Origin of the sequence: Blautia glucerasea, assembly GCF_020537505.1 — a bacterium.
GTDB lineage: Bacteria > Bacillota > Clostridia > Lachnospirales > Lachnospiraceae > Blautia_A.
Genome location: NZ_JAJBMO010000001.1, coordinates 150,021 through 176,387 on the forward strand (window position 1 = coordinate 150,021; position 26,367 = coordinate 176,387).

Genomic DNA, 26,367 nt, shown 5'->3' on the forward strand with positions numbered 1-26,367 from the left:
ACCTACCGTTTCATTTTCGGGTCAAATGCATCACGAAGACCATCACCCACAAAGTTAAATCCAAGAACGGTCAGCAGGATTAAGAATCCGGCCGGGATCCATACGAACCAGAAGTTGGTCAATACGTATACATCATTTACCGCATTTACAATATTACCCCAGGAAGCGTATGGGAATTTAACACCGATTCCAAGGAAGCTAAGAGTTGCCTCCATCAGGATAACATCACCAAGTCCCATTGTTGCAATAACGATCAGCTGAGGGATAACGTTGGGGATCAGGTGGCGGAAAATACGTCTGGACACACGAACACCTGTCGCTTCTGTTGCAACCATGAACTCCTGCTCACGAAGGGAGAGGATCTGTCCACGTACCATACGGGCAATGCTTGGCCATCCCACGATACCCAGGATCGCACAAAGTGCATAAATACGGATTCGCGGATCGATCTTGTAATAATCCATAACAGAACCGATGATAATGTACAGCGGCATTGCCGGGATACAGATAACAACATCAACCACACGCATGAGAATGGTATCTACCCATCCTCCAAAATAACCGGAAATACCACCGATGAGAATACCGATGATACCCTCGATAATGATAACAACGAAACCGATCATCAGGGAGATACGTCCGCCATACATCAGTCTGGTCAGCATGTCCATACCGTTTCCGTCAGTTCCTACCCAGTGCTTCTTGCTTGGAGCTGCATAGGTATCGTTGACAGTAGTCTCTTTCTGGTTACGGACTACATACTGTGTATTCTTGGTCTGAAGCTGATAGGTCTCTTCCTCGCCATTCTCATTGAGGGCGGTAAATGTGGAAGCTTTTTCTGTGATTGCCTGCTCTACTGCCTCTTTAAAAGAAAGGGAAAGGAATACACCGTTTGCCTGCGGGGATACCAGAAGACCGGAAACTGTTGCATAAACCTCGCCGTCTTTGGTGATCTCTGTAGCAGTCTCACCTTCTACAGTGCTCATCTCATACTTTACGCCATCGCACTCAAAAGAAGTCTCGCCATTTTCCAGGGCATCCAGTGCAAGCTGCTGGAATTCAAATCCAAGCTGCGCATCGCTGGTGCCTGCGCTGAAGACTTTCTTTGTTGCAAAAGCAACTTCTCCGGAAATGGTAATCAGATTCTCACGTCCGGACTTCTCAATGGAATAAGTAATGCCGTCCACCTCAAAGGTATCTTCATCATTACTTACCGCTTCTTCATAGCCATCTTTGATGTCATCTGTTACTTCTGCATCTCCAGCCGGTTTATAGGTGGATTTGCCTTTCAGGGTAAGAACTGTGGCAACCGGCTCTGCGGAGTAAATCGCCCAGTAATCTTCGCCTTTATTTTCAAGTCCGTAAGTTACACCATCTGCCTCAAAAGTCGCATCTCCTTTGTTTGTTGCAAGGATGAACTTCTGCTGTCCGGCTGCCGGGAACTCGCTTCCGTCTGCTGTTTCAAAAATATATGCTTTATTATAGGTAGCTCCTGCATAATCCTTCCATACATGGTCGGTTTTACGGAACACCTGGCTCTCACCATAAGGACTGACCATACCTCCAATGAATGAGAACACAAACATTGTTACCAGAATTACAAGTCCTGCCACAGCCAGCTTATTGCGGAAAAATCTCTTGGCAACAAGCATTCCAGGGGAGAGGACTTTTACACGCTGCTCATCATCCAGTGCCTGGGAGGTACTGACATGATCGTCTTTTTTCTTTGTTGGATCTGTACTCATGTTTTTCCTCCTAATTTACTCGTACCCTTGGATCTGCCACAGCGTACAGGATGTCTGCGATCAGATTGCCGGTCAATGTAAGAAATGCCAGGAATACCATATAGAACATGGTAAACGGAATATCACCCTGGGTCAGTGCCTGATAGGATGTGTATCCGATTCCCGGGATCTGGAACAAGGTCTCTGTGATCATGGCTCCGCCAAACAGGTTTGGAAGTGTACTTCCAAGGATGGTGATGATCGGAATCAGAGTATTTCGGAATGCATGGTGATAGACCACCTTCTTCTCCGGTACGCCCTTAGCTCTTGCAGTACGGATGTAGTCTGCATTTAATACCTCCAGCATGTTGGTTCTGGTGTAACGCATCAGGGAACCAACGCTGACAATGGTCAGGGTGATTACCGGAAGGATCAGATGCTGAGCCATATCCAGTACCTTTCCAACACTGCCGTAAGACTCATGCATACGGCTTACAATACCATACAGGTCCACCCATTTCAGATTGATGGAGAAGATCCATTTCAAAATAGTGGCAAAGAAGAAGGACGGCAGGGAAATACCGATGAGGGCAAACACCGTCACCGCATAGTCTACTTTGCTGTACTGCTTGGTGGCCGATATGATTCCCAGAGGGATCGCGATTATGATTTCCAACAGGAACGAGGCCAGTGCCAGTACAAAGGAATACCAGATTACACTGGAGAATTTCTTGGTTACCGGCTGATGGAAGATCCAGGATTCTCCAAACTCACCGTGAAATGCTTTTCCAAGCCATACAAAATATCCTTCCAGGACCGGCTTATCCAATCCATAGGAGGCATTTAATTCCGCAACCAGCTCATCATAAGGCTTAGCGCCCTGTTTCATGGACATATCGCGGGCTCTTCCTTCTACATAAGAGGTAGGAAGGCTTCTCTCAATTGAGTAAATAATCATGGAAACGAAGAACAGAATCATCGCTCCCAGAAGTACACGACGTACAATAAATTTCTTCATTTAGTTTATCTGTCCTTTCCAGTATCAGGGTAAGAAGTTCTGACTGTGATGTTCTTACTGGCAGTGTGTCCTGCCGGTTCTGGCTGTATGCAATGCCCCGGCACACATCAGTACCCAAGGCATACTGCCAGTAAGGCAGTGGGCTCACTTGTTAGGGTGAGCCCACTGCGCTAGTCTGACTTCTTCAGTTTATACCTTTAGTTCATCTCGATGTTCTCGATATCTTTATACCAATAATAGAATGTAGAAACATCTTTTGTAAAGGTATCTGCATTTACACGCTCAGGGCTGTAGATAATGCAGTTCTGTCTCTGATATACCGGAATCTCAACTGCCCAGTCAAGAATGATATCCAGGCACTGTTTGTAAACAGATTTTCTGTATTCCTGATCTGCGGAAGAACGAGCGTCGATAATATCCTGATCCAGTGTAGCGTCATTGATGTGGTAGTAGTTACTCTTTACGCTCTCGCTGTGGTATGTCTGATACATATCAGGATCGATTGTTGCCTGCCATGCAGCTGCCCACATTTCTGCTGTACCTGCATTTAAAGCATCCCACATGATATTAGAGTCTGTAACGTCATTGATCTCAAGTGTGAATCCGATGGACTCAAGTGCTGCCTTAGCATCTGTAAGGATTGCAAAGCTTGGGTGATCTCCACTTCCGTCAGCGCCGATGATGATCTCATAGGACATCTTAGCACCTTCCGGAGCTGCTGTTACTTTGCCATCTTCTACAGTGTAGCCAGCTGCCTCAAGGTAGCCAAGAGCTGCCTGTGTAGCTGCTGCAAATTTCTCATCATCAGACATGTCGTCTGTGTAAAGCGGATTTCCGTCAACATCTACAGAGTAAGCTGCCTTATAATCTGCATCAGATTTCTGCGGAGCTGCCCAGGATGTATTGGAGATCGGGTAGTTGATTACGGAAGCAGCATCGCCATAGTAGGAATCGATTGCTACGTCACGATATACAGCAAATACAGTTGCAATTGCTTTTCTTAAATCCTTGGATGCATCAGAGCTTCCATCATCACCAACTTTTACAGTGTCAGAGTTGATACCGATGTATCCATATCCAAGGTTGTCTGTTGCGTTAACCATGATCTTGTCGCCATCAAGCTCGCCGTTGCTGTTGATGCTCTTGATCTGGTCAAATGCAGATTTGCTTCCGGATGGATCGGAAAGGTCGATTGTACCCTGCTCAACACCGGCAATCTTATCTGCGTCGGAAGTCTCTCTCCACTGAAGGTACTTGATCTTAGGAGCACCTTTGTAGTAGTTCTCGTTTGCTTCCAGATATACGGTCTTGTTCTCATATTTCACAAATTTGTAAGGACCTGCACCAAGTGGCTGGTTTGCTTTGTCACGTACTGCGGAAAGGTCGCCTCTTGTGAAACCGAACTGATTGTTGTCATAGTCATAAAGAGAAGCATCACCATAGTAATGCATTGGCTCAACGATTACGCCAAGGTTGTAGATTGTAGTAGCAGAGAATCCGTCTGTTGTGATCTCAACTTCATAATCGCCAAGTTTCTTGATTCCTTCGATGTTAGCAACTTCCTCGCCCTCACCTGCAGCAGTTTTCTGCTCTACCAGGTATTCCTGTGCAATTGTTGTAGCATCTTCATTGAAATATTCCTCATCGCCGTATGCAGTTGCAAGAGATACATAGTCTGTACCATACTGGTCAGCGATCTCATTAATGATTGTATCCTGGTCTTTGCCGTCTACGCTGTAGCCGTCTTCGGTAGCGTAGAGCATTGCGAAGAATTCGTCACCGCTTGCAACACCGTAAGCGTCTGCGTAATCTTCCCATGCAGTCTGTGCCCAGTCATACTCAGATGTAAGAAGCGGAACGATCAGGTCAGATTTTACCTTCTCTGCTACTTCATCTGGCATGTCAGCTAATACATTTGCAACGTCCTCATCTGTGATAGAGTCTGCTGCTGTGGAATTCAGACGGTAGTTCTTCATACCTTTGATGTTGGTGGAGTACAGAGTTGCATTTCCATCGTAATCAGTGTCTGAATATACATATAATGTGAAAATAAGGTCATCTGCGGTAAGCGGCTCACCATCAGAGAATTTTACATCATCGCGAAGTTTGATGTCATAAACAGTCTCATCCTCGCCCTGTGTAACTGTGATATCAGAAAGTCCTGTGTAAGTATACTCTGTTCCGTTATACTCAGTAGTCTCTCCCTCAATACCATTGTAGATAACAGCACCTGCGCGGTCGTTATCAAACAGATATGCTCCTACGATATCGGAGATCTGCTGATCCGGAACTGCTTCTGCGAACATTCCACAGAATTTCTCGGAGAAGTTGGTCTGTCCAACAACCAGCGGTGTATCGGAAGAACCTCCCTCAGTCTCTTCTGCTGCATCAGCTGTGTCTTCTGCAGCGTCTGCATCCTCAGCAAAAACAGGAACACTCACTGTTGATGCTACCATGACGCCTGATAATAACAGGGCCATTAACTTCTTCTTGCTCATATCATATCCTCCTTTTTGAGATATTTTATTGTAACTATTCACAGGGTATGTTCCGAACACACCCCTGAGGTCAGCTACTGCAGACAACCTGAAAAAAGTTGTCCTATGCCTTTCTATTTTACCATGTTTTATTACATGTGCAATAGTTATATGGCGAAATATGTCTGGAATTTTGTCCATAATTGTCAAAAACTGAAAGATTTTCACTCAAAATTTGTAAATTTTGCTTTAATTCGCCAACTTTGCACAGCACTAACACTTCCCAGTACTAAAATCAGCACAGCTGCCGCCTCGAATAATAGTTCCCTTGTAAAAATAAGATTTTCGAAATCTTTTAACAAAAAAATCAGGTTTGCCACACTTGTGAAAAGTCCCAGTACCATGATGGCAATGCTGCATCTTACCGGACGTCGTACCCCTTTTTCATATTGGGCGCGGGTCATGTGGCCTATATGTTCTTCTGGGATTACTACCTGTGAGTTATCCTCTTTCTCCTCCTGCTTTCTGCAAAAAAGGATTAAGGAGACACCTCCCATGATCCCATAGGAAACTGGGAAGACCACCACCATATAGGGAAGCAATATCCAGAAAATCCTGCTGCCTTCGTTATTCAGCATCAGACTGGCAAAATAGATCACAAGGGCGGCTGCCATAAGGCCGGTATAGAGAAGTGCATATCTTTTCAGCACCAGAACCGGCAGACTGCTGCCGTACCATTTCCCCGTATATTCAAATTGTTTCCCACTCTGGCGGTAATCATTCCCATATTTTTTCACAAATCTTCCTCAACTTTCCTGTGAGTTCCCAATCTCTTACCTGAAAGTGCTTTTCCTTCCCACAGTCTTTGCCTGATGCTTCAACCCAGTTTCTTATCCAGCTCATCCACGATCTTCTGGATGCAGCCTTCTGTAAATGGAACAGTAAGACCCACCTGCTTCAGCATGGAAGGATAGAAATCACTTGCAGAAAGCCGGCAAAGCTTCATATAATCAGCCCATGCCCCAACCTGGTCTTTCTCCATGCGGATCTTAAACTGGAATGCACAAAGCTGTGCAAGTACATAATCAATATAGTAGAAAGGCATCTCAAAAATGTGATGCTGTCTCTGCCAGTAGCCGCCCTCTTCCATAAACCTGCAGCCTGTGGAATCCATATATGGACGGTACTCCCGCTCCAGCCTGTTCCATGCGTCGCGGCGCTCCTTGGGTGTCAGCTCCGGATTGCCATATACAATGTGCTGGAATTCATCCACCATCGTACCATAAGGAATAAAGTCGATAGCATCCTCAAGGTGCATCTTGCGGTAGTCGTCTCCTCTTTCTCCGAAGAACAGCTCGATCCAAGGCTCAGCAAAGAATTCCATGGACATGGAATGGATTTCCGCAGTCTCCATGGTCAGATATCTGGAATGATCGCTGATGGGATCCTTGCTGGATACAAAGTTCTGGAAGGCGTGTCCGCACTCATGTGTGATCACATCCACATCCCCACTGGTTCCGTTAAAGTTTGCAAAAATAAACGGTACCCCATAGTCCGGAAGCTCTGTCATGTAACCGCCGGTGGCTTTATTTTTACGTCCTAATACATCAAAAAGCTCGTTCTCCATCATCATGTTGAAGAAATCCTTTGTCTCTTCGGACATCTCGGTGTACATCTTACGGCCGCTCTCAAGGATTTCCTCAGGTGTACCGATAGGTGCCGGATCTCCCTGTGGAAAATAAACGCCCATGTCATAATAGCGAAGGGCATCTACCCCAAGACGTGCCTGACGGTTCTTGTGCATCCTGGAAGCTAACGGTACAAAAACAGTCTTGATCTGCTCACGGAGCTTCTGCACATCTTCCCTGGTATATGAATTACGGTTCATGCGGCAGTAGCCCATGTCAATGTAGTTCTCAAATCCCAGCAGCTGTGCCTGTTTGGTACGGTTCTTCACCATCTGGTCGTAAATTTCATCGATTTCAGCCTGCTTCTCCTCAAAGAAAGCGGAAAAAGCATCCCACGCTTTCTTACGGGTATCGCGGTCCTGGGAACGCATATATTTGCGCATAAGGGAAAGGTTCAGTTCCTCTCCTTCCCACATGATCTTGGCAGAAGCGATCAGCTTGCTGTAACGGGAAGCAAGGGCATTCTCCTCCTGCATCAGCGGGATCAGACTGTCATCAAAGGATTTCATCTCCAGTTCCATAGATTTAAATGCAACTGGTCCGATTTTCTCTTCCATATACGCACGGTATGGAGTGGCAAAAAGTACCTTCTTATACTCATTGGTCACTGCATCCAGTTCTGGAAGCTTCTCATTGTAGTAAGTCTTCTCTCCATCGTAAAACTCATTTGTCACATCCCCATCTCTGCGGATATGGGCGATGGTGTAAAGAGTTCTCACATGATCCATCAGCTTATTAAATTCCTCATGGATCTGGAACTGCTCTTCCCCGCTCTTCGCAGAAGATGCACGCTGGATGATCTCTTTCGCCTGTGCGATCACAGCCGGAAAATCCACACGGGTGTAAGGCATTTCTGAAAATTTCATCTCGTTCCTCCTTTATAGACACAAATGGGCGGACAAACTTCCTGAAGCTTCTCCTTCAGAATGCTGTCCGTCCATTGTCGCGTATTATCTACTATAACATAACTGGCTTTAAATGAAAAGGCTTTTAATTATTAAAAAACATAAAAATCCTTACTCTGCTACACCTTCCTCGCCCTCTTCTACGATCTCCATATCGTCAAGAGTCTCGTCCATCTCTTCGTCTTCCTCATATTCATCCTCTGTATAAGGTGCCTCTGTTACTTTTGCTTTCTCCAGAAGAAGATCTGTCACCTTGCTTTCATAAAGGGCATTTACCAGTGTCTCACGGGTATACAGTGTCTCAAAATCAGATGCGGTCTCTCCATAGTAGTCTGCATATTCATTTACATAATCCACATATTCATCTTCGGTCACTTCCACATTATTGGCCTGTGCATAAGCGCTGATGAAAAGCCGGCGGTTTACAAGGTTCTTTGCCTCTTCCTCGATGTCACTGTCTGTAACACCAAACATATCCAACACATCGCTTACATCTCCCCCTTCATCCACAAACATGGAATAGCCGGAAAGTGCTTCCTCCTTGCAGGAATCAAACAGATCATCTGGATACTCTCCTGTAAAATCTGTTCTCTCAATGCATGCATTGATCAGCTCTTCTGCCTCATCATAGGTGCTCTGTTCCTCATAGGACTGCTCCAGATATTCCTTTACAGCGGCTTCATACTCTTCCTTCGTGTCATAACCGGTGTAATCCTTTACATAGTCATCTGTATACTCCGGTGTATTGGAAGTGGTAACATCTGTCACTTCCACAGAGAAATCAACTGTTTTTCCCTGCCAGTTCTCCTGCCAGGTATCGTCATCGTATGTGATGGTAAAATCAAGTTTATCACCAGTGGAAACGCCAGTCATTTTCTCATCAAATTCTGCACCGAATTCTTCCTGTCCAAGAGTAATAAAGGTCTCCTCCGGATCGTCAGCATCCTCCCCTTCTACAGTAGCCGTAAGTGTCATATATACAATGTTTCCATCCTCAGATGGAGCATCCGTGGACTCTTCCTCGCTTGCATCTGCCAGTTCTTCCTGGATTTCCTCCTGGACCATGTCATCTGTGATCTCATAAGTATACCTAGTCACCTCAACTCCGTCGTAATCTCCCAGAGTTACATAACCGGAGGCATTCTGAACCAGATAATCAGACGGCGTGATCGGGTCAAGGGCAGCTTCTTCCTCTGCGTCATCCGCATCGATCACTTCATTATTCTCTACATCCTGTGAAAATTCCGGATCCAGCTCCTCACCGTTCTCATCTGGATCAGCAGCAGTCAGGTCCTCGTCTGTACTCTCTGTGGCTGTATTGTCCGTGCTCTCCTGCTTGGAAGAATTGTCTCCACAGCCAGCCAGAACGGTCATAGCAGCAAGAGCAGCAAGTACATATCTTTTCTTCATATCTTAGTATCCTTTCTTATGTTCGCTTGTGTCAGTTAAAACTAATATAACATTTTCGCAATATTTTGTAAACTTTCTTTTCCAAAAACACTGTTTTTTCACAGATTATAAAAACCTCCATCCAGGCTGCACCTTTTGACAGTCTGGACAGAGGTTCTAAAATTTCAATTCTTAAAGCAATCCGCCTAAAACACGAACCCTTTTTTATCGTTCCTCGCGGAAATAGGAAAGTCCAAGGCTTTCCGGAGGCTGATTCTCTTTCTTCTTCCGGAAGCTTACCACAACCAGCACGATAATGGTAACCACATAAGGAACCATCTGGATCAAATCTGTAACATAACTTGCAACCTTAATTCCAAGAATGCTTGGAAGGAACTGGTACAGCCAGTAGAGCATACCAAAAAGATACGCACCCCAGATACAGTTCAGAGGTTTCCATGTGGTAAATATAACCAATGCAACAGCCAGCCAGCCAAGAGCTTCTATCTGTCCCGTTGTCGCCCAGATGCCCTGATTATAATCCAGAACGTAATATAAGCCGCCGATTCCGGAAAGACCGGCACCGATGCAGGTTGCCAGGTATTTGTACCTGGTTACGTTGATTCCAGCGGCATCTGCTGTTCCCGGATTTTCACCAACTGCACGAAGATTTAAGCCCACTCTTGTCTTGTTCAGCACATAGTGGAGAACTACTGCAAGGATAATTGCCGCATATACCAGAAAACCGTAGCAGAAAACAGTTTTGCTCAGGATTCCAAGCTTGCTTGATAAAAACGGAATCTTCTTTGAAAAAGAAGCATATGCCAGCGGTGCTGCTGTATAGCTTGCACCGTTCAGGATAAATACGCCAAAGAAGTTGGCAACACCCATACCAAAAGTGGTAAGTGCAAGACCGGTTACGTTCTGGTTTGCACGAAGGGTGATGGTCAGGAAGCTGAAGATCAGTCCGCCCAACATGGAAGCCGCGATGGCAGCCACAAGTGCCAGGAGCACACAGATCCAGCCCTTTGGATCTGCGGAATTTTTCTCATAGAAATAGGAGCTTGCAAAACCTGCAAAACCGCCAAGATACATAATTCCAGGAACACCCAGGTTCAGGTTTCCGGATTTCTCAGTGGTGATCTCGCCCATGGAACCAAACATGATAATTGTTCCAAATGGAATTGCCCTGATGATCCATGCAATCAGATTACTCATTTAGTGCACCTCCTTTTTGGAACCACGGAAAATCATCTTATAGTTGATAAAGAATTCACTTCCAAGGATAAAGAACAGGATCACACCTTCAATGATACTTGCCGCATAGTCGTTCAGGCTGTAGGCGGAAGCGATCTCTGCTGCACCCTTGGAAAGGAAAATCAGCAGGAAGGAGATCAGAGCCATATAAAATGTATTAAACTTGGCAAGCCATGCTACGATAATGGCTGTAAATCCGTTTCCGCCAGCAGATGTGGTGGAAATGGTCTGGTCCCTTCCGGCTACGATCAGGAAACCAACCAGACCGCAGATCGCACCGGAAATGATCATGGTACGGATGGTTACCCATTTTACATTGATTCCTGCGTATCTTGCAGTGTTCTCAGATTCTCCAACAACAGTGATCTCGTATCCCTGTTTGGAATACTTCAGATAAAAGAACATGACGAACATCAGGATCACAACGATCAAAATGTTGATGTTGTATCTCTGTCCAAGGAACTGTGGGAACCATCCAACCTGTGTGGACATGTTCAGCTTACCAAGACTGGAAGCTTTTCCACGAAGGATGTTTGTCATGCAGGCCACAATACTGGTTGCCACATAGTTCATCATCAGGGTAAAAAGTGTCTCATTTGTATTCCAGTATGCCTTAAACACAGCTGGGATAAATCCCCACAGACCGCCTGCGATGACGCTGGTAAGGAACATTACCAGGAAAAGCACTGGTGTGGGAAGGCTGGCTCCGCATTTTACCATAACCATGGCAGTGGCAAGACCGCCCATGAGCACCTGACCCTCTGCACCAATGTTCCAGAAATGCATTTTAAATGCAGGTGCAAGGGCGATACCAATACAGAGCAGGGTTACCAGATCACGCATAGCCCAGGAAAAACGGATGCTTGTCATAAAAGTACCGTTAAACATAACTACATATACAGATAAAGGATTCAGTCCGGTTACGCTGTAGATAAAAACTGCATCTACAACCAGCGCCAGTAAAATGGCAGCTGCGCGAACCCATACTTTGTAGCCGAAGCTGCTTCTGTCACGCTTTATAATTCGGACTAAGGGTTCTTTTGTTTTCACTTCACTCATTTATTTCCCCTCCTTCCGAAGATTTGTCATCAGCAGACCAACCTCTTCCTTGGTGGTTGTTCTTGCATCCAGAATGCCGTTCTCCCTGCCTCCGCAGAGAACCAGAATACGGTCGCACAGATCAATGAGCACATCCAGGTCCTCACCAACATAGACAACTGCAACCCCTTCTTTTTTCTCCTCGTCCAGAAGATTATAGATGGTATAGGAGGTATTGATATCCAGACCACGTACTGCATAGGCAGTCATCAGGACAGTTGGTGCCTCTGCGATCTCACGGCCTACCAGAACCTTCTGTACATTACCGCCGGAGAGCCGGGATACAGGAGTATTTAAGCTTGGGGTAACAACCTCCAGCTCTTTTTTTACCTTTTCTGCCATTTTCTTCGGGGCACGCATATCGGTAATCGGAGATGGACCATTTCCATAACTCTTTAACAGCATATTTCCAGTCATACCCATGGAACCAACAAGTCCCATTCCAAGACGATCCTCTGGAACAAATGCAAGATGCACACCGGCATCCCGGATTTTCTTTGGTGTTTTGCCAACCAGCTGAAGGGGCTGGTCTTCTTTCCCTTTTTCATAGAATTCAATACTGCTGCCCTGAGCTGTAATCTGAAGTCCTGCAATGGCTTCCAGAAGCTCCTTCTGGCCATTTCCGGAAATTCCCGCTATACCAAGGATTTCGCCGCCGAAAACATCGAAGCTTACATCGTCCAGCACCTTGACTTCCTCACGGTTATAAACAGTCAGATGGGAAATGGAAAGGCGTTTCACAGGATTTACAGGCGCAGAGCGTGCAATATTCAGTTCCACCTTCTTGCCAACCATCATCTCTGTAAGGGAATTTTCTGTAGCTTCACTGGTCTCTACTGTACCTATATACTCCCCTTTTCGAAGGATTGCCACGCGGTCAGAAATCTCCAGAACTTCGTGAAGCTTGTGGGTAATGATGATAACAGATTTGTTATCTGCTTTCATGTTTCGGATCACTTCAAAAAGTCTCGCCGTTTCCTGAGGAGTCAGAACTGCCGTAGGCTCATCCAGGATCAGGATGTTTGCTCCTCTGTAGAGAACTTTTACAATTTCCAGAGTCTGTTTCTGGGATACACTCATCTCATAAACCTTCTGGTTTAAATCCAGGTCAAAGTGATATTTATCACAGATAGCCTGGGCTTTTTTCTTAACCTCTTTCAGGTCAAATTTCTGTTTCTTATCAAGACCAAGGGCGATGTTCTCAGTGGCACTGAATACATCGATCAGTTTAAAATGCTGGTGGATCATACCAATCCCCAGATCGTAGGCATCTTTCGGGGAGCGGATCTCCACCTTTTTGCCCTCTACCATGATCTCGCCGGAATCCGGAAAATAGATACCGGAGATCATATTCATAAGAGTGGTCTTGCCACTTCCGTTTTCTCCCAGAAGGGAGAGGATCTCACCTTTTTTTACGTCAAGGTTGACATTTTTGTTGGCAACAACTTTTCCAAATGTTTTGGTAACATTTTTTAATTGAATGGCATATTCCAAAGTGTTGTGCCTCCCTTCCCGTTTTTATGCACAAGACAAAACAGGTTCTTCTGATTTTGCCCTGTTTCGGAGCGTTTTGCTAAAATCTCACGTCCGTGTGGACTTTAACTTCCCGCTCACGTAACAAAAGGGAAGCCTTTTATAGCTCCCCTTTTGGATTTCATGTAATTCGTTACTGTCTGTAAATCACAGCAGCATGGTTCGCGTTACTGCTTATTCAACAGCATCTGCGTCCTCTGTAATTCCATCAATACGAAGTGTAAAGTATGGAGCGCTTCTGAATGTGGACTCTGCAAAATGTCCATCCTCGATTGCCTCAACAGTCTCGCCCTGATATACAACAGTTGCAGGATCAGTTGTGTAATCCATGAAGGAAAGGTCAACCGGTGCAGAAGTAACTTCCTCACCGCCTACAGTAAATGTAGAGGTATCAAATACCTGAAGAGAACCATCTTTCAGTTTGCTCTCTACGTCAGCAACGTAGTCTGCAGTTCCTTCTGCACAGGACTCACCAAGCTCTGTGATTCCTACTGCATTGTCATTATATCCTGCTGACCAGTCCTGCTCAAGATCACCGCCGCCCATTACAGTTGCGATGGCATGTTTGTAATATACTGCCCAGTTATTTGTAGCAGAGGTAAGTGCTGCTGTAGGAGCAGTCTCAAGCATATCAATGTTATATCCTACAGAGTAGCAGATCTTGCCATCATCATGAAGCTTCTGTGTAGCTGCAGGAGCACCTGTAGAATCAGCATGCTGTCCGATGATCACACAGCCGTTTGCAATAAGTGCCTCAGCTGCTGCACCCTCTTTGTCAATATCAAACCAGGAGTTTGTGTATTTCACTTCCATTACTGTGTTCGGAACAACGCTCTTAACACCAAGGTAGAATGCAGTATAACCGGAAACAACCTCTGCGTAGCTGAATGCTCCAACATAACCGATCTTTACATTGCCATCTGCATCGAAGCTGTCTGGCTGTGTCTCTGTGGTAAGAGTGCCATCCTCAAGAATCTCTTTCAGCTTCAGACCAGCTACAACACCGGATACATAGCGGGATTCATAGATGTTGGTAAATGCGTTCTTGAAATTCTCGCATCCGCTGATTGCTGCAAAATCACCTGTCATGGAAACGAATGTTACATCCGGGTATTCCTGGGCAGCCTGTACCAGATAGGTCTGATGTCCATAGCTGTTACCGATTACCAGGGAACATCCCTGTCCAACAAGATCGATTGCTGCATCATAGCAGCTGGAATCTTCCGGAACTTTGTATTTCCAGATGATCTGGCTGTCGTCAAGGCCCAGCTCTTTAGCAGCTTCCTTAACACCAGCGATATGGGCTGCAGAATATCCTTCTGTCTCATCACCTACAAGAATGACTCCCATCTTGAAGTTCGGATCAGCTTCTACGCTGTCCTCGTCAGCGGCATAAACAACAGAAGCGAAGGCGGTCATTGTGAGCACCATCACTGCTGCAAGAAGAAGACTGACTACTTTTTTACACATTTTTTTCATTTTACTTCCTCCTTGATATTTGTGATTTGCCTGAGACTTCCTACGATTTCTGTAATTTCCAGCTGTCGATATTGGAATATCGGCCGTCAGCCATTACAATATGTAAGAAAAATCTTAAACGTTATGACCATTGTATTTTTTTTCCGATTAAATGTCAACTGTTTACATACAATTCAAAAAATTTTTTTTAACAAACCATAAACTTTTTGAGAATATATTCACGATCTTATTATAGTCTTACATGATCGTTCTTCTTATTTTTCATACGGAATGCCCGCGGTGTTTCATGATAGCGTTCCTTAAATACCCTGTGAAAATAACTGTTATTCTCATACCCCACTGCCGCAATCACATCACTGATAGGAAGATCCGTGTCACACATCAGCTCCACAGCCTTGCTGAGACGTTTTCGCTGCAGAAGTTCCTTGAAATTAAATCCAGTGGTCTTCTTGATCATCTTACTTAATACATGCATGGGGAGATGCAGCATATCACAAAGCTCAGTAAGAGTGGCGGTGCGGTATTTCTGTTCGATATAGTCCAGTGTGGTCATGGAGATCATATTTTCATACTGGTTTGGAAGACGCATCTCCACATACTGGACGGAATCCAGAAGGTAAAGAAAAATAAGCCCCATGGTAGTCTGGTTGATCCGGTTCTGGTTGCCCCTTCCCGTTACCAGGGAGTAGATCATATTTTCCAGAAGGTTCTGGATCTGAAGTACCTCGGACACTTTAAAATGAAGGTATTCCCCCTGCTGGTTGTCCCTGCGGAGCACATTTACAAGAAAATCAGCCAGCACGTTATTACTTCCTGCCATGGAATATGCCACATCAAAGAACTCTGGCAGGACCATGAAATTAATGGCAATGTCGTTTTTCCCTGCCGCCAGGATCTCATGATGGGTGAACTGGTTCAGAAATAGCAGCTCTCCTTTCCGCACAATGACCTGTTTGCCATCTATAATATTGGTAAGGGAGCCCTCACAGATGTAAAGCACTTCCACATAATTGTGACGGTGAAGGGGAAAATGAACAAAACGGGTGTGGGTACGTACTGCAATCAATTTTCCCTCTTCCAGCATCTTCCTGCTGTCAACAGTGAAATCACTGCCGGAAGTGTAAAGATCCTTGTCCACCTCTGCTTCCCCGTTTAAGATTCGTTTTTCTTCTTCTGTAATTTCCCGAAGCTGTTCCAAAAGTTCCCACTGCACTGTGCACACCTCCCATCAAGGTTTCCCCAACCGCTTTTTCCATAGGCACATTATACACATAAAAAGAAGTTAGTGTCAAAAATTCTTTTCACACTAACTTCTTCTCTTATCTTATTCCATTGCTGTTCACGATCAGACCAGCAGCCTTATTTCATTCCCTGCGGCCAAATGTGCCACCGTCTTATTTCTTCCTGCTCAAAACTCTGGTAGCCAGCGGCTGCATAATTTCCTCTTTCGTTCCATAGAGCACTTCATATCCTTCCGGAACCGGGACTGCCTTTGTTTCTCTTGCATAGTTCTGGATAAACAGATATTCCTTTTCCTGGCTTTCACGTAAGGTAACAGAAACGCCTGCCGGTATGAATTCCAGCGGTGTCTGAACCTTTGCCTCCTTTACAGCACGTCCGTAGAAATCGCTGTAAAATGCCTGTTCCATATCTGCGCCAACGTAATATACATGACCTTTTCCATATTCCTTATGTGTCACCACGGGAGTTCCTGCATAGAAATCTTCACCGTAATGCATAAGAACCTCTGCATCGGAAACCTTTACCAGCTCGCATAAGTTTTTACAGGTGTAAGTGCCGCTGATTCCAAGATGATTACCAGGCTCTGAAACTCCATGGTTCTCTTCCCAGTCATAAAGGGCATCGATCTCCGTAGTGCGAAGCCCGGCTGCTTCCATAAGCCCGTATGGGGTACCGCCAAGGAAGCACTTGTCTGCCTCATCCACAAGGCCGGTCCAGTAGGTGATCACCAGTGTACCGCCATTTTCTGCAAATACCCTTAATTTCTCTTCGTATCCATCCTTGAACATATAAGCCATTGGCGCTGCCACGATCTTATAATCGGAAAGCCCATGTTCCATGGAGATCACATCCACGTTCAGCCCCTGCTCCCGCAGTGCACGGTACTGCTTCTGTACCGCTTCTGTATAGAACATATTCTCATTTCGCGGTCCCTGTACATCCTGAATAGCCCAGTTGTTCTCTCTGTCATAAAGGACTGCTGCCGGAGCCTTCGTCTGGCTGCTGCAGACTTCCTTCAGTGTCTCCAGAGCCGCTCCAACTTCGGTCACTTCTTTAAACACACGGGTGTCAGCTCCGCCGTAGTGGTCGATCACAGCACCATGGAATTTCTCAGAAGCGCCCTGGCTCTGGTGGAGCTGGAAGTACAGCACACTGTCAGCTCCGTGTGCCACAGCCTGCAGGGATGCCGCAAGGAGCATTCCCGGTTTTTTAAGTTTATTGATTGGCTTCCAGTTGGTGGCAGACGGACAGGATTCCATAAGTAGGAATGGCTGTTTTTTAATGCTGCGCATAAGATCATGCTGCATACCTGCATCAATGGCAGTAAGAAATTCCTCTTTTTTGTGCCAGCCCGGATAGTTATCCCAGGATACCACATCCAGAATATCACGGAATTTCTTGTAATCCAGTCCGTTATAGTCGTACATCAGATTGGCGGTTACCGGCAGCCCGGAGCCGCCCTCACGGATTGCAGACACCTCTTCTTTGATAAAATCGACGGTACGGTCTGTGACAAAGCGTCTCCAGTCCAGATTCAGTGCGTGAAGGGCGTCTTCTCCCTTATGTGAGGGTGCCTCGATCTGGTCAAAGCTGTTGTAAATATGGCTCCAGAAGGTGGTACACCAGCTGGAATTTAAATTCTCAATGGTTCCATATTTCTCCTTCAGCCATTCCCGGAATTTCTGCTGGCAAAGAGGGCAATAGCATTCTCCGCCAAACTCATTGGAAATGTGCCACAGAAGTACGCCAGGATGACTGCCAAGCCTCTGGGAAAGCAGCTTATCCATTGCATGGATCTTCTCACGATAGACCGGAGAAGTATAGCAATGATTGTGTCTGCCTCCGAAAAATCTTCTGGTGCGGTCCTGATCCATACGGAGGACCTCCGGATATTTGTCCGCCATCCACTTTGGTCTTGCCCCGGACGGAGTTGCAAGGATCGTGTAAATGCCTTCTTTATACAGATTATCAATGATCTGCTCCAGCCAGTCCAGATTGTACTTTCCTTCTTCCGGTTCCAGCACAGCCCAGGAAAAAATTCCTACAGATACAGTATTGATATGTGCTTTTTTGAAGTATTCAATGTCTTTTTCCAGAATGTCCGGGCGGTCAAGCCACTGCTCCGGGTTATAATCACCGCCATGTAAAAAACGGCCGTATTCTATTTTTTTCGCCATTTCTTTCTCCTTTTTCCTGCCGTAATAAAAATGCTCTCTTTTCTCCGAGGCCCCTGTGTCTGATCCCCCCGGAGAAAACCAGTCTTTATTTCCAATTATTGCAATTTAATCTCTATCAGATTCCCTTAAATACAAAGGAGAACTCCATGGACTTGCTCACATCCAGCAGATACTCTTCGTGAGTCCTTGCGCCCCAGCTGTCGTCTCCTGCGATTCCCATCTGGCCTTTTGCTACGCGGACTACGGTATAGTGAACTTCTGGCAATTCATATGGATGCATAGCATTCTCCATCTCATGTGGGGTATATGGAAGTGCAGAGAACATCATCGGACCGTTTTCCCGATCCATTTCAAAGAGCATTCCCCTGCCCTTCCGGTCTGTGATCTTCGCCCATCTTACCTCTTCCCTGGCACCGCATTCCTGTGGAACCATGTATCTGGCTACGTTATCCTTTACCATGTTGCTGTAGATTCCAAGCTTAGCGCCTTTCTTGCGGTCTGCATAGGTCTCTGCTTCTCCAAGGCCATACCAGGATACATGGTCATAATCTGCATTAAACTTGAAAATCACACCAAACTCCGGCATATCGCCAAGCTCCTTCACAGGATCATAGGAAAGGGTGGTGCGTACTCTTCCATCGCCGTAAACCTCATAAGCAAGTGTACATTCAGCTGCCGGAACAGTTGGAAGGAAATAGGTATAGGATACCTTTACAGAATGCTCTTTTTCCTCTACCTTTGGTACATTTCCAGGCCCATATGCCGCTCCGCGGTAATCCTTATGGTTTACATACATACTGGCAAGCTTCCACTGTCCATAGCGCATGGCCATCAGGTTTCCACAGTCATTGTCTGTTGGTGCACGCCAGAAGTTTGGCTTCGGGATTGCCTCGATCATTTCTTTTCCTGCATATTTATACGAAACAAGACCACCGTTCAATACAGAGAAAAGCACCTCAAATTCTGCGCCTCTTACTCCGATATTGTGGGTGCTGCGAATCACGTCCAGATGGTCGGTGCATGGTTTCACAGGTACTTCCACCTGGTATACATACTGTCCGAAAGCTACCTCGTGACCAGCTTTTGCCCACGGCTTATCCTCTTTCAGATGGAAGGAAACGGTTACAGTGTACTCGCCTGCTTTTTCCTCTTTCTTAAATGGAAGAGCATATTCTTTCTGTCCAAGAGGAGCTACTGCTGTGTCCATAGCCGCCGTGCTGATCACTTTTCCATCTTTCTGAAGAGTTACCTTGCAGTCAAAGGTATCTGTATTAACAAACAGGTTCTTATTGATCACTTTCACAGAATCAGCCGTTACCTGTGCGGTAATGTTCTGGTAGTTAAATTTCACTTCCTGCATTTTCGGGGAAGCATCACGGTTTCCGCCGTAGGCTATTCCGTTTCCGCTGAAATTGTAGTCTGTAGGACGCTCGCCGAAGTCTCCGCCGTAAGCCTGGAATTCCTTGCCATAGCGATCCTTTTTGTAAATGGACTGGTCAATGTAATCCCAGATAAAGCCGCCCTGGTATTTCGGTTCTGTGTCTGTGAGATCTGTATATTTATGCATGGCACCGCAGGAATTTCCCATAGCATGAGTGTATTCGCAGCAGATAAATGGCTTGGAAGAATCATTTGCAAGGAATTCCTTGATTGCTTTTACAGACGGATACATCTGGCTTTCCATATCACTGGTGTCATTGTATCTGCGGTCATGGCATAACCCTTCGTAATGCACCAGTCTGGTTGGATCTACTCGGTGGAAGAACTGGGACATTTCAAAAATGTCTTTTCCACCGAAGGACTCATTTCCACAGGACCAGATCAGAATCGCCGGATGGTTCTTATCTCTCTGGTACATGGAATTGCTACGGTCCAGCATCATCTGCAGCCATTCTGGTTTGTCGTGAGGAACTACATAAGTGTAATCCTTTGTAAACTCAGCTACGTCCCAGGAACCATGGCTCTCCAGGTTTGTCTCATCGATCATGTAGAGACCGAACTCGTCGCAAAGACGATAGATCATGGACGCATCCGGGTAGTGACAGGTACGGATGGCATTGATATTGTTCTGCTTCATGGTGGTCAGGTCTTTGCGAAGCTCTTCCTCGGATACGCATCTTCCAGTGATAGAACTAAATTCATGGCGGTTTACACCTTTAAACACAATTCGTTTTCCATTTAAGATCATAATTCCGTCTTTCATTTCAAAGCGGCGGAAACCGACTTTCTGAGGGATTACCTCCTGGAGGGCACCATTCTCATCAAAAACTTCCAGAACCAGATCGTAGAGCTGTGGATCTTCTGCACTCCAGAGGATCGGATTCTCTATTGTCCAGGCAAATTCTGCTTCCTTTTCACCTAAGTTCTTATTTTCTTCCAATATATTCTGCCCATTCTTTGACAGAACAATATGCAGCTTTCCTTTTCCCCAGGTATTGGTCTTAATCTCAAGCTGAGCTTCCTTAAAGCTTTCGTCCGGAATAGCGCGGATCTGAAGATCATACACATGTACTGCCGGCACTGTGTACAGATAAACCTCTCTGTAAATTCCGGAGAAACGGTAGAAATCCTGATCCTCGCACCAACTGCTTGCAGTCCACTTGAACACCTGGGCTGCCAGCTTATTTTCCCCTTCTTTTACATAATCGGTAAGTTCAAATTCTGACGGGGTAAAAGAGTCTTCACTGTATCCCACAAACTGTCCGTTCAGCCAGAGGGCAATTCCACTTTCTGCGCCCTGGAAGGAAATGAAAAGGCGTTTTCCCTTCATCTGCTCTGGAACTGTGAAATACTTCACATAGCTTGCCACCGGATTGAAATGCTCCGGGATCTCTCCTGGCTGAATGTCCTCGTGACCTTCCCAGGGATACTGTACGTTGGCATACTGGGGGGCATCGTAGCCCTCCATCTGGATATGGGCGGGTACCCGGATATCATCCCAGTCTTTACAGGAGAACTCATCTTTCTCGAAGCCTTTTATGGTATTTCCATAGTTGCGTGCATAGTGGAACTTCCAGATTCCGTTTAAGCTGTGGCGATAGGAAGTCTCACCCGCGGATGCTTCTTCCAGATCTGCATAGCTGATATGGTCGGAATGGGCGTCCATTCTTCCATCTTTAAAATATTCGGGATTCTTAACCAAGGAATAATCAAATTTCTTCATATATGATCCTTTCTCTATAAATATTGCAGGCAATATTCTTAGATAACTTCTGTAATTTTATTATAGTAATATATGCCCTCTATTTCCATAGAATTTCTGTAGGGCATTATATAAAATTCATCCATATATTACTTTTCATACCATTCACAGACCATTTCCTGTAAATGGCCATCCTCCATGTTCAGAAAAAGGGCGCCGCAAATAAATCGCAGCACCCTTAAATTTTCAATCTTATTTCACCGCACCGGTGATACCTTCTGCAAACTGTTTCTGCAGAACGAAGAATACAACCATGGTCGGAATGGAACAGAACAATACGCCGCACATCAGCATACCGTAGTCGGTTACATAACCTGTGATCAGGTTGGCGATCAGCATTGGCATTGTGATGGCTTTGTTGTCTGTCATGATTACCTTTGGCCACAGGTATGCATTCCAGGCATTCATAAAGGTAATAACAGCGGCTGCTGCGTAGGTAGATTTCATTGTTGGAATAAACATCTGGAAAAAGATTCTCACTTCGCTTAAGCCGTCAATACGTGCTGCTTCGATAATATCTACTGGAAAAGCTCTTGCATTCTGTCGGAACATCATGATCATAAACGGCGTGGAAATGATCGGAAGGATAAATCCGATGGAGGTATTCAGAAGCTTCGCTTTTGAGAACATCTTAAACAACGGAACCATAGTAGCAACCTGCGGAACCATCATGGCAAGAAGGAGAATAGAAAACAGTCTGTCTTTTCCTTTGTCATGATATACTTCGAATCCGTATCCGGCGATGGAGCAGATCAGAAGGCAGATCACTGTTGTCAGGATCGCATAGAAGAAAGAGTTTCCAAGTGCCCGCCAAAGTGGCTGCTGGGATGTCAGGTTCTTAAAGTTCTCCATGAAATAGCTTCCCGGAATAATACGTCCCCGTGATACATCGGTGGAGGTATTTGTAGCTGCGGAAATCATCCAGTACAGCGGGAAAACGGAGAAAAATGATACAATGATCAGAAAAATGTATGTAGGAATCAATCTTCTCTGGATTGCAGATTTGTTTTTCTTAGTCACGAGTATCACCTACTTTCAAGTTGATAAATGCCAGAACCGCTACCATAATAAAGATAATAAAGGACATTGCTGCTGCATATCCGAAGTTCGGCACGTTGACAAAACAGGTATTATAAACATAATGTGACATTGTGATGGTTGAGTTTGCAGGGCCACCCTTTGTCAGGTTCATGGACTCATCAAACAGCTGTAAGGTACCGTTGATGGACATAATGAAGGTCATGATAATAGTCGGCTTCAGAAGCGGTACTGTGATCTTCCAGAAGGTTTTCCATCCATTTGCGCCGTCGATCTTCGCAGCTTCATAAACAGAATATTCAATATTCTGAAGTCCAGCCAGGTAGAATACCATGTTGTATCCGGTCCATCTCCAGATCAGGGCGATGATGATAACGATCTTCGCGCTGGTGGCATTTCCAAGAAAGTTATAGCCAGTGGAGAGGATTCCCAGTTTCATCAGAACACTGTTGATCAGACCATCTGTTGCAAACATGGAACGGAAGATCAGGGAGTAGGAAACCAGGGAAGTCGCACATGGAAGGAATACACATGTACGGAAAAATCCTTTAAACTTCAGATCCTTGTTATTCAAAAGCTGTGCAAGCAGAATAGCCAGAATCAGCATGATCGGGACCTGAATGATCAGATACAGGAATGTGTTCGCAATGGACTGCTGGAACACTTTATCTGCAAGGATACGTTTGTAGTTGCTGAAGATTGGATCTGCAAAACGCATATTTGCGCCGGCACCTGTCTGCAGGGAAATAATGAATGCCCGGATCATTGGGTAAAAGCTCATGATGGCAATCATGATAGAAGCTGGTGCCAGGAATATCCATCCGGCTGCTTTCTGCTTGGTAGCCAGTGTCATACCTTTTTTCTTGGAATTCACAGGAACTCCTCCTTTCAAGCCTATATATACTGCAACTTTTCCATCTAACAGCTGTACCGGTGAGCAAAATGTTTTTATGTGACTTCCTTTTGCTCAGCCGTACAACTGTTAGATAGACGCCTGTATGGAGTAACAGGCATTTTCTTTGAACAGAAAACGGAGGACTACTTAGCAGTCCCCCGCCTCCTAATAATTAATTCTTATTTAATTTCAATTACTTGTCCCGGAAAGAATTACTCAGTCATCTTGAATGCCAGTGTATCCTGTGCTTCCTGAAGAGCGTCTTCCTTAGCTGTTCCGTTTACGATGTTAACAACAGCTGTGTTCACGCACTCTCTTGCCTCATAGTGATATGGAGTCTTTGTGAACTCCGGAATATGAGAAGAGTACTCTACGATTGTTGAGAAGATTGGCTGTCCGCCAAAGAACTCGTTTGGCTCGTTGTAAACTTCAGACTCACCAGCTGGCAGATAGCAGGAAATAGCACCTGTCTCAGGAAGGATTGCATCATAGAAGTCTGTGCTGGAGCCAAATGTGCTTGCAAGGAAGTCCTCAGCAAGCTCTACATTCTTGCAGTTAGAGGTAATATACCAGGAAGATCCGCCGTTGTTTGCATAGTTGGTAGCTGTGTCAACGCCGTCAACCTTAGGCATTGTGGTGATTCCCCATAAGCCTTTCTGATCCTCTGTGGACATCAGAGTAGCTGTGATCCAGTTACCATTTACAATACCAGCAGCCTCACCGCTTGTGATGGTTGCAATGTACTCATCCCAGTTGTTTACAAGTTTTACAACGTCGTTCTGAACCAGCTCTGTGTAAAGGTCGATACATTTCTCAGCTGTCTCATTGCCAACGATGTAAGCTTCGCCGTCTTCGTTAACGAAGTTCGCACCACAGGACTGGATCATCATCATAAGGGTATCGCCGCCTGTTGCTTCGCTGGTAAGAAGGTATTTGCCGGTCTTCTCGTGAATATCTTTACCGATCTCTTCGAATTTGGACCATGTGATGTCTGTAAGGTCATCCAGTGTATATCCTGCTTCTTCAAGGATATCGGTACGGTAGCAGGCGATAACAGCACCGTTATCAAATGGAACACCGTAATGTGTATCATCTACCATGGAATAGGACTGTTTCAAAGCTCCGAAATCATCCCAGTTAATATTCATATCTTTCAGGTCTGTGAAAGCATCCGGATAAGCTTTCAGGAATTTCTGATAGCTGTTATCCTGCATGAGAACGATATCCGGAAGTGTGCTGTAGTCACCAGCGTTAGCTGCTGTCGTAAGCTTGGTCTGGCAGTCATCAGAAGAGGTCTCGATGATATCTACTGAAAAGCCTTCATGATCTGCTGCATACTGATCAGCTGCGATCTGCATGGATTTGATATTGAAGTTCTGGTCCCATGCCCATACGGTTAATGTGTTGTCGTTGTCCTCTGCAGATACAACTGTTGCTCCTGCTGCCATGGAAGCTACCATTGCACCTGTAAGTAATACGGTAAGTACTTTTTTCTTCATAGAAATATCCTCCCTTAAAATTGTTTCTCTGTATTTCTTATGAATGTATTATACCATCCGCATATAGGGTGATGTATGCAATACCGCTCATATAATGTGCATTTTCGACCATTATATGTGTTTTAGGCTTTTTCTTATTTCGTTCATTTTTTCACTTTTTTTCGTCATGTTCACGAAACATATATCATTTTTCCACTATAGTACACATGTTATAATTGATTTTCTGTACTTTTTCACAAACTTTATATGTATATTTTGTGAATTATTCACATTCTTTTATTTTTATTTTATGCAAAAAAAGACTTTCTGCGGATATTTAGTTTTCATGGTGTGAAGCATTTCTTCAGTTAGATCCAGAAGTAATTTGATCTTGTGTCCGTCCTCTTTAATGATCATAGTATAATAGGGCGTATCATCCTCGTAAGAAGTATAGTCGAATTTCTTCAAGTGTTCTGTTCCGCCGTTCTTTTTATACTTCTCGACTGCCTGGTGCCAGTGGGGAGCTACCACTTCCAGCTGGCGAAGATCCAGCTCATGGGCTGTCCTGCGGTATTTATTTCCATAGATCACATCAATGGTGAGCTTCTCGTTTTCCATGGTGTATTCGTAGTCTCTCTGGCAAAAGGTCCCATAGACGAAGTAAAGCCCTGCCAGGCAAAAGCCTGCCAGCATAAATGCCTGGGATATGGTGATTCCCATAACCACAAATACCACTGCAAAGAAAACCATGGTCTTTTTTAATACCCCGGAAAGCTTCTTTTTCTTTCTTGTCACCTGTTCTACTATTTTATAATCGTACATATTACCATCCTTTCTCTGAATGAATATCAAATTTCAAGAGCTGCTGCTCGTAATTTTCCGGGCGCTTCCGCCACTCTGCCGGCGACATTCCCATCAGCTGGCGGAAATTCCGGTTAAATGTGGAATTGGTTGTAAAACCGCATTTGTAGGCAATATCTGCGATAGACTCATCCGTCTTTTTCAGGATCTCACAGGCTGTCTGAATTCTTACCTTGTTAATATATTCCAGAGGACTCATATGCATATAGGAGGTAAACACCCTGCGAAAATGAGTCTCACTGATATGACAGGCTTTTGCCAGATCACCAATTCGGATATCCTCCATATAACATTGGGAAATATAGTCAATAGACCTGGAAATCATATTGGTGATCTTTCCTTTTTCCTCAATATTTTCTTCCTCAGAGGAACGGTTCATTCTTGCCACTTCTGCAAGCAGTGCCAATAGTACTCCTTTGGCCTCTTCCAGATAAAACTCATCACTGGTGCGCATAATTTCCAGTATCTTGATTATTTTGTTTGAAAGGCTTTTATATTCTGATTCTTTCAGGCAAAGTGCTTTTGAATAAATACGCTGGATCATTTTTTCTGCCCTGAGAGGCGTTCCTGCAGCCACCTGCAAAAAGCCTTCCGCATCGATAAACAGATATTCCCATTTGCTGATATTTCCCACATCGCTGGTGGTCGTATGGGGAAAGTTTGGTGGAATAATGGTAAATTCCCGCCCTGCAAAGCGTACAGGCTCTTCTCCTAACACCAGCTCTCCTTCGCCACTGTAGCAGAAACCGATTTCCAGATAGTTATGAAAGTGAAGGTAATCCACATCCCTTCCATAATTCTGCACCCACTTTTCACCAAGAAGTGCCAGAATGGGGATTCCATCCTGCATTTGGTAATAGCGGAATTCCATTTTCATTTTTCGTTTTTTCGCCATGTAGTCTCCTA

18 protein-coding genes are annotated in these 26,367 nt (G+C 45.0%); all 18 read right to left on the reverse strand.

The features are described from left to right. Positions 1-2: 2 nt before the first annotated feature. The 18 genes from LIQ05_RS00635 to LIQ05_RS00720 all read right to left on the reverse strand — a co-directional run bounded on the left by LIQ05_RS00635 (position 3) and on the right by LIQ05_RS00720 (position 26,356). On the reverse strand, positions 3-1,745 hold the full coding sequence (locus LIQ05_RS00635) for an ABC transporter permease (protein ID WP_226817919.1): 1,743 nt from the start codon (positions 1,743-1,745) through the stop codon (positions 3-5). 10 nt (positions 1,746-1,755) lie between these two features. Next, positions 1,756-2,742, reverse strand: coding sequence for an ABC transporter permease (locus tag LIQ05_RS00640; RefSeq protein ID WP_178728713.1), 987 nt, complete (start codon positions 2,740-2,742; stop codon positions 1,756-1,758). Between the two features lie 197 nt (positions 2,743-2,939). Continuing rightward, positions 2,940-5,240, reverse strand: a complete 2,301-nt coding sequence (locus LIQ05_RS00645) for an ABC transporter substrate-binding protein (RefSeq protein WP_226817920.1) — start codon at positions 5,238-5,240, stop codon at positions 2,940-2,942. A gap of 203 nt (positions 5,241-5,443) precedes the next feature. After that, entirely contained in the window at positions 5,444-6,016 is a 573-nt protein-coding gene (locus LIQ05_RS00650) for a hypothetical protein (RefSeq protein ID WP_226817921.1), read from the reverse strand. Positions 6,017-6,096: 80 nt separating this feature from the next. Beyond that, entirely contained in the window at positions 6,097-7,773 is a 1,677-nt protein-coding gene (locus tag LIQ05_RS00655) for a M3 family oligoendopeptidase (RefSeq protein WP_226817922.1), read from the reverse strand. Positions 7,774-7,923: 150 nt separating this feature from the next. Continuing rightward, the gene (locus tag LIQ05_RS00660; RefSeq protein ID WP_226817923.1) at positions 7,924-9,222 is read right to left on the reverse strand and encodes a trigger factor; all 1,299 of its coding nucleotides are present in this window, start codon (positions 9,220-9,222) and stop codon (positions 7,924-7,926) included. 204 nt (positions 9,223-9,426) lie between these two features. Further along, the gene (locus tag LIQ05_RS00665) at positions 9,427-10,419 is read right to left on the reverse strand and encodes an ABC transporter permease (RefSeq protein WP_226817924.1); all 993 of its coding nucleotides are present in this window, start codon (positions 10,417-10,419) and stop codon (positions 9,427-9,429) included. Beyond that, the gene (locus tag LIQ05_RS00670) at positions 10,420-11,517 is read right to left on the reverse strand and encodes an ABC transporter permease (protein ID WP_226817925.1); all 1,098 of its coding nucleotides are present in this window, start codon (positions 11,515-11,517) and stop codon (positions 10,420-10,422) included. Further along, on the reverse strand, positions 11,518-13,050 hold the full coding sequence (locus LIQ05_RS00675; RefSeq protein WP_226817926.1) for an ABC transporter ATP-binding protein: 1,533 nt from the start codon (positions 13,048-13,050) through the stop codon (positions 11,518-11,520). Between the two features lie 213 nt (positions 13,051-13,263). Further along, positions 13,264-14,568, reverse strand: coding sequence for a BMP family ABC transporter substrate-binding protein (locus LIQ05_RS00680; RefSeq protein ID WP_226817927.1), 1,305 nt, complete (start codon positions 14,566-14,568; stop codon positions 13,264-13,266). A 229-nt stretch (positions 14,569-14,797) separates the two neighbouring features. Continuing rightward, entirely contained in the window at positions 14,798-15,781 is a 984-nt protein-coding gene (locus LIQ05_RS00685; protein ID WP_226817928.1) for an AraC family transcriptional regulator, read from the reverse strand. Between the two features lie 181 nt (positions 15,782-15,962). Beyond that, positions 15,963-17,987, reverse strand: coding sequence for a beta-galactosidase (locus LIQ05_RS00690; RefSeq protein WP_226817929.1), 2,025 nt, complete (start codon positions 17,985-17,987; stop codon positions 15,963-15,965). Between the two features lie 115 nt (positions 17,988-18,102). Next, positions 18,103-21,150: a glycoside hydrolase family 2 TIM barrel-domain containing protein gene (locus LIQ05_RS00695; protein WP_226817930.1), complete on the reverse strand. Its 3,048-nt coding sequence runs from the start codon at positions 21,148-21,150 to the stop codon at positions 18,103-18,105. 231 nt (positions 21,151-21,381) lie between these two features. Further along, a complete protein-coding gene (locus LIQ05_RS00700) occupies positions 21,382-22,209 on the reverse strand; it encodes a carbohydrate ABC transporter permease (RefSeq protein WP_173717083.1) in 828 nt (275 codons plus the stop codon). Next, complete coding sequence (locus LIQ05_RS00705; RefSeq protein WP_226817931.1) at positions 22,202-23,101, reverse strand: carbohydrate ABC transporter permease; 900 nt, start codon at positions 23,099-23,101, stop codon at positions 22,202-22,204. Before LIQ05_RS00705 ends, LIQ05_RS00700 begins: the two co-directional genes overlap by 8 nt. A 233-nt stretch (positions 23,102-23,334) precedes the next feature. Next, a complete protein-coding gene (locus LIQ05_RS00710; RefSeq protein ID WP_226817932.1) occupies positions 23,335-24,621 on the reverse strand; it encodes an ABC transporter substrate-binding protein in 1,287 nt (428 codons plus the stop codon). Positions 24,622-24,903: 282 nt separating this feature from the next. Continuing rightward, positions 24,904-25,422 carry a hypothetical protein gene (locus LIQ05_RS00715; RefSeq protein WP_226817933.1) on the reverse strand — a complete coding sequence of 173 codons (519 nt, stop codon included), beginning with the start codon at positions 25,420-25,422 and terminating at the stop codon, positions 24,904-24,906. 1 nt (position 25,423) lies between these two features. Then, positions 25,424-26,356, reverse strand: coding sequence for a helix-turn-helix domain-containing protein (locus tag LIQ05_RS00720; protein WP_226817934.1), 933 nt, complete (start codon positions 26,354-26,356; stop codon positions 25,424-25,426). Between the last annotated feature and the right edge of the window lie 11 nt (positions 26,357-26,367).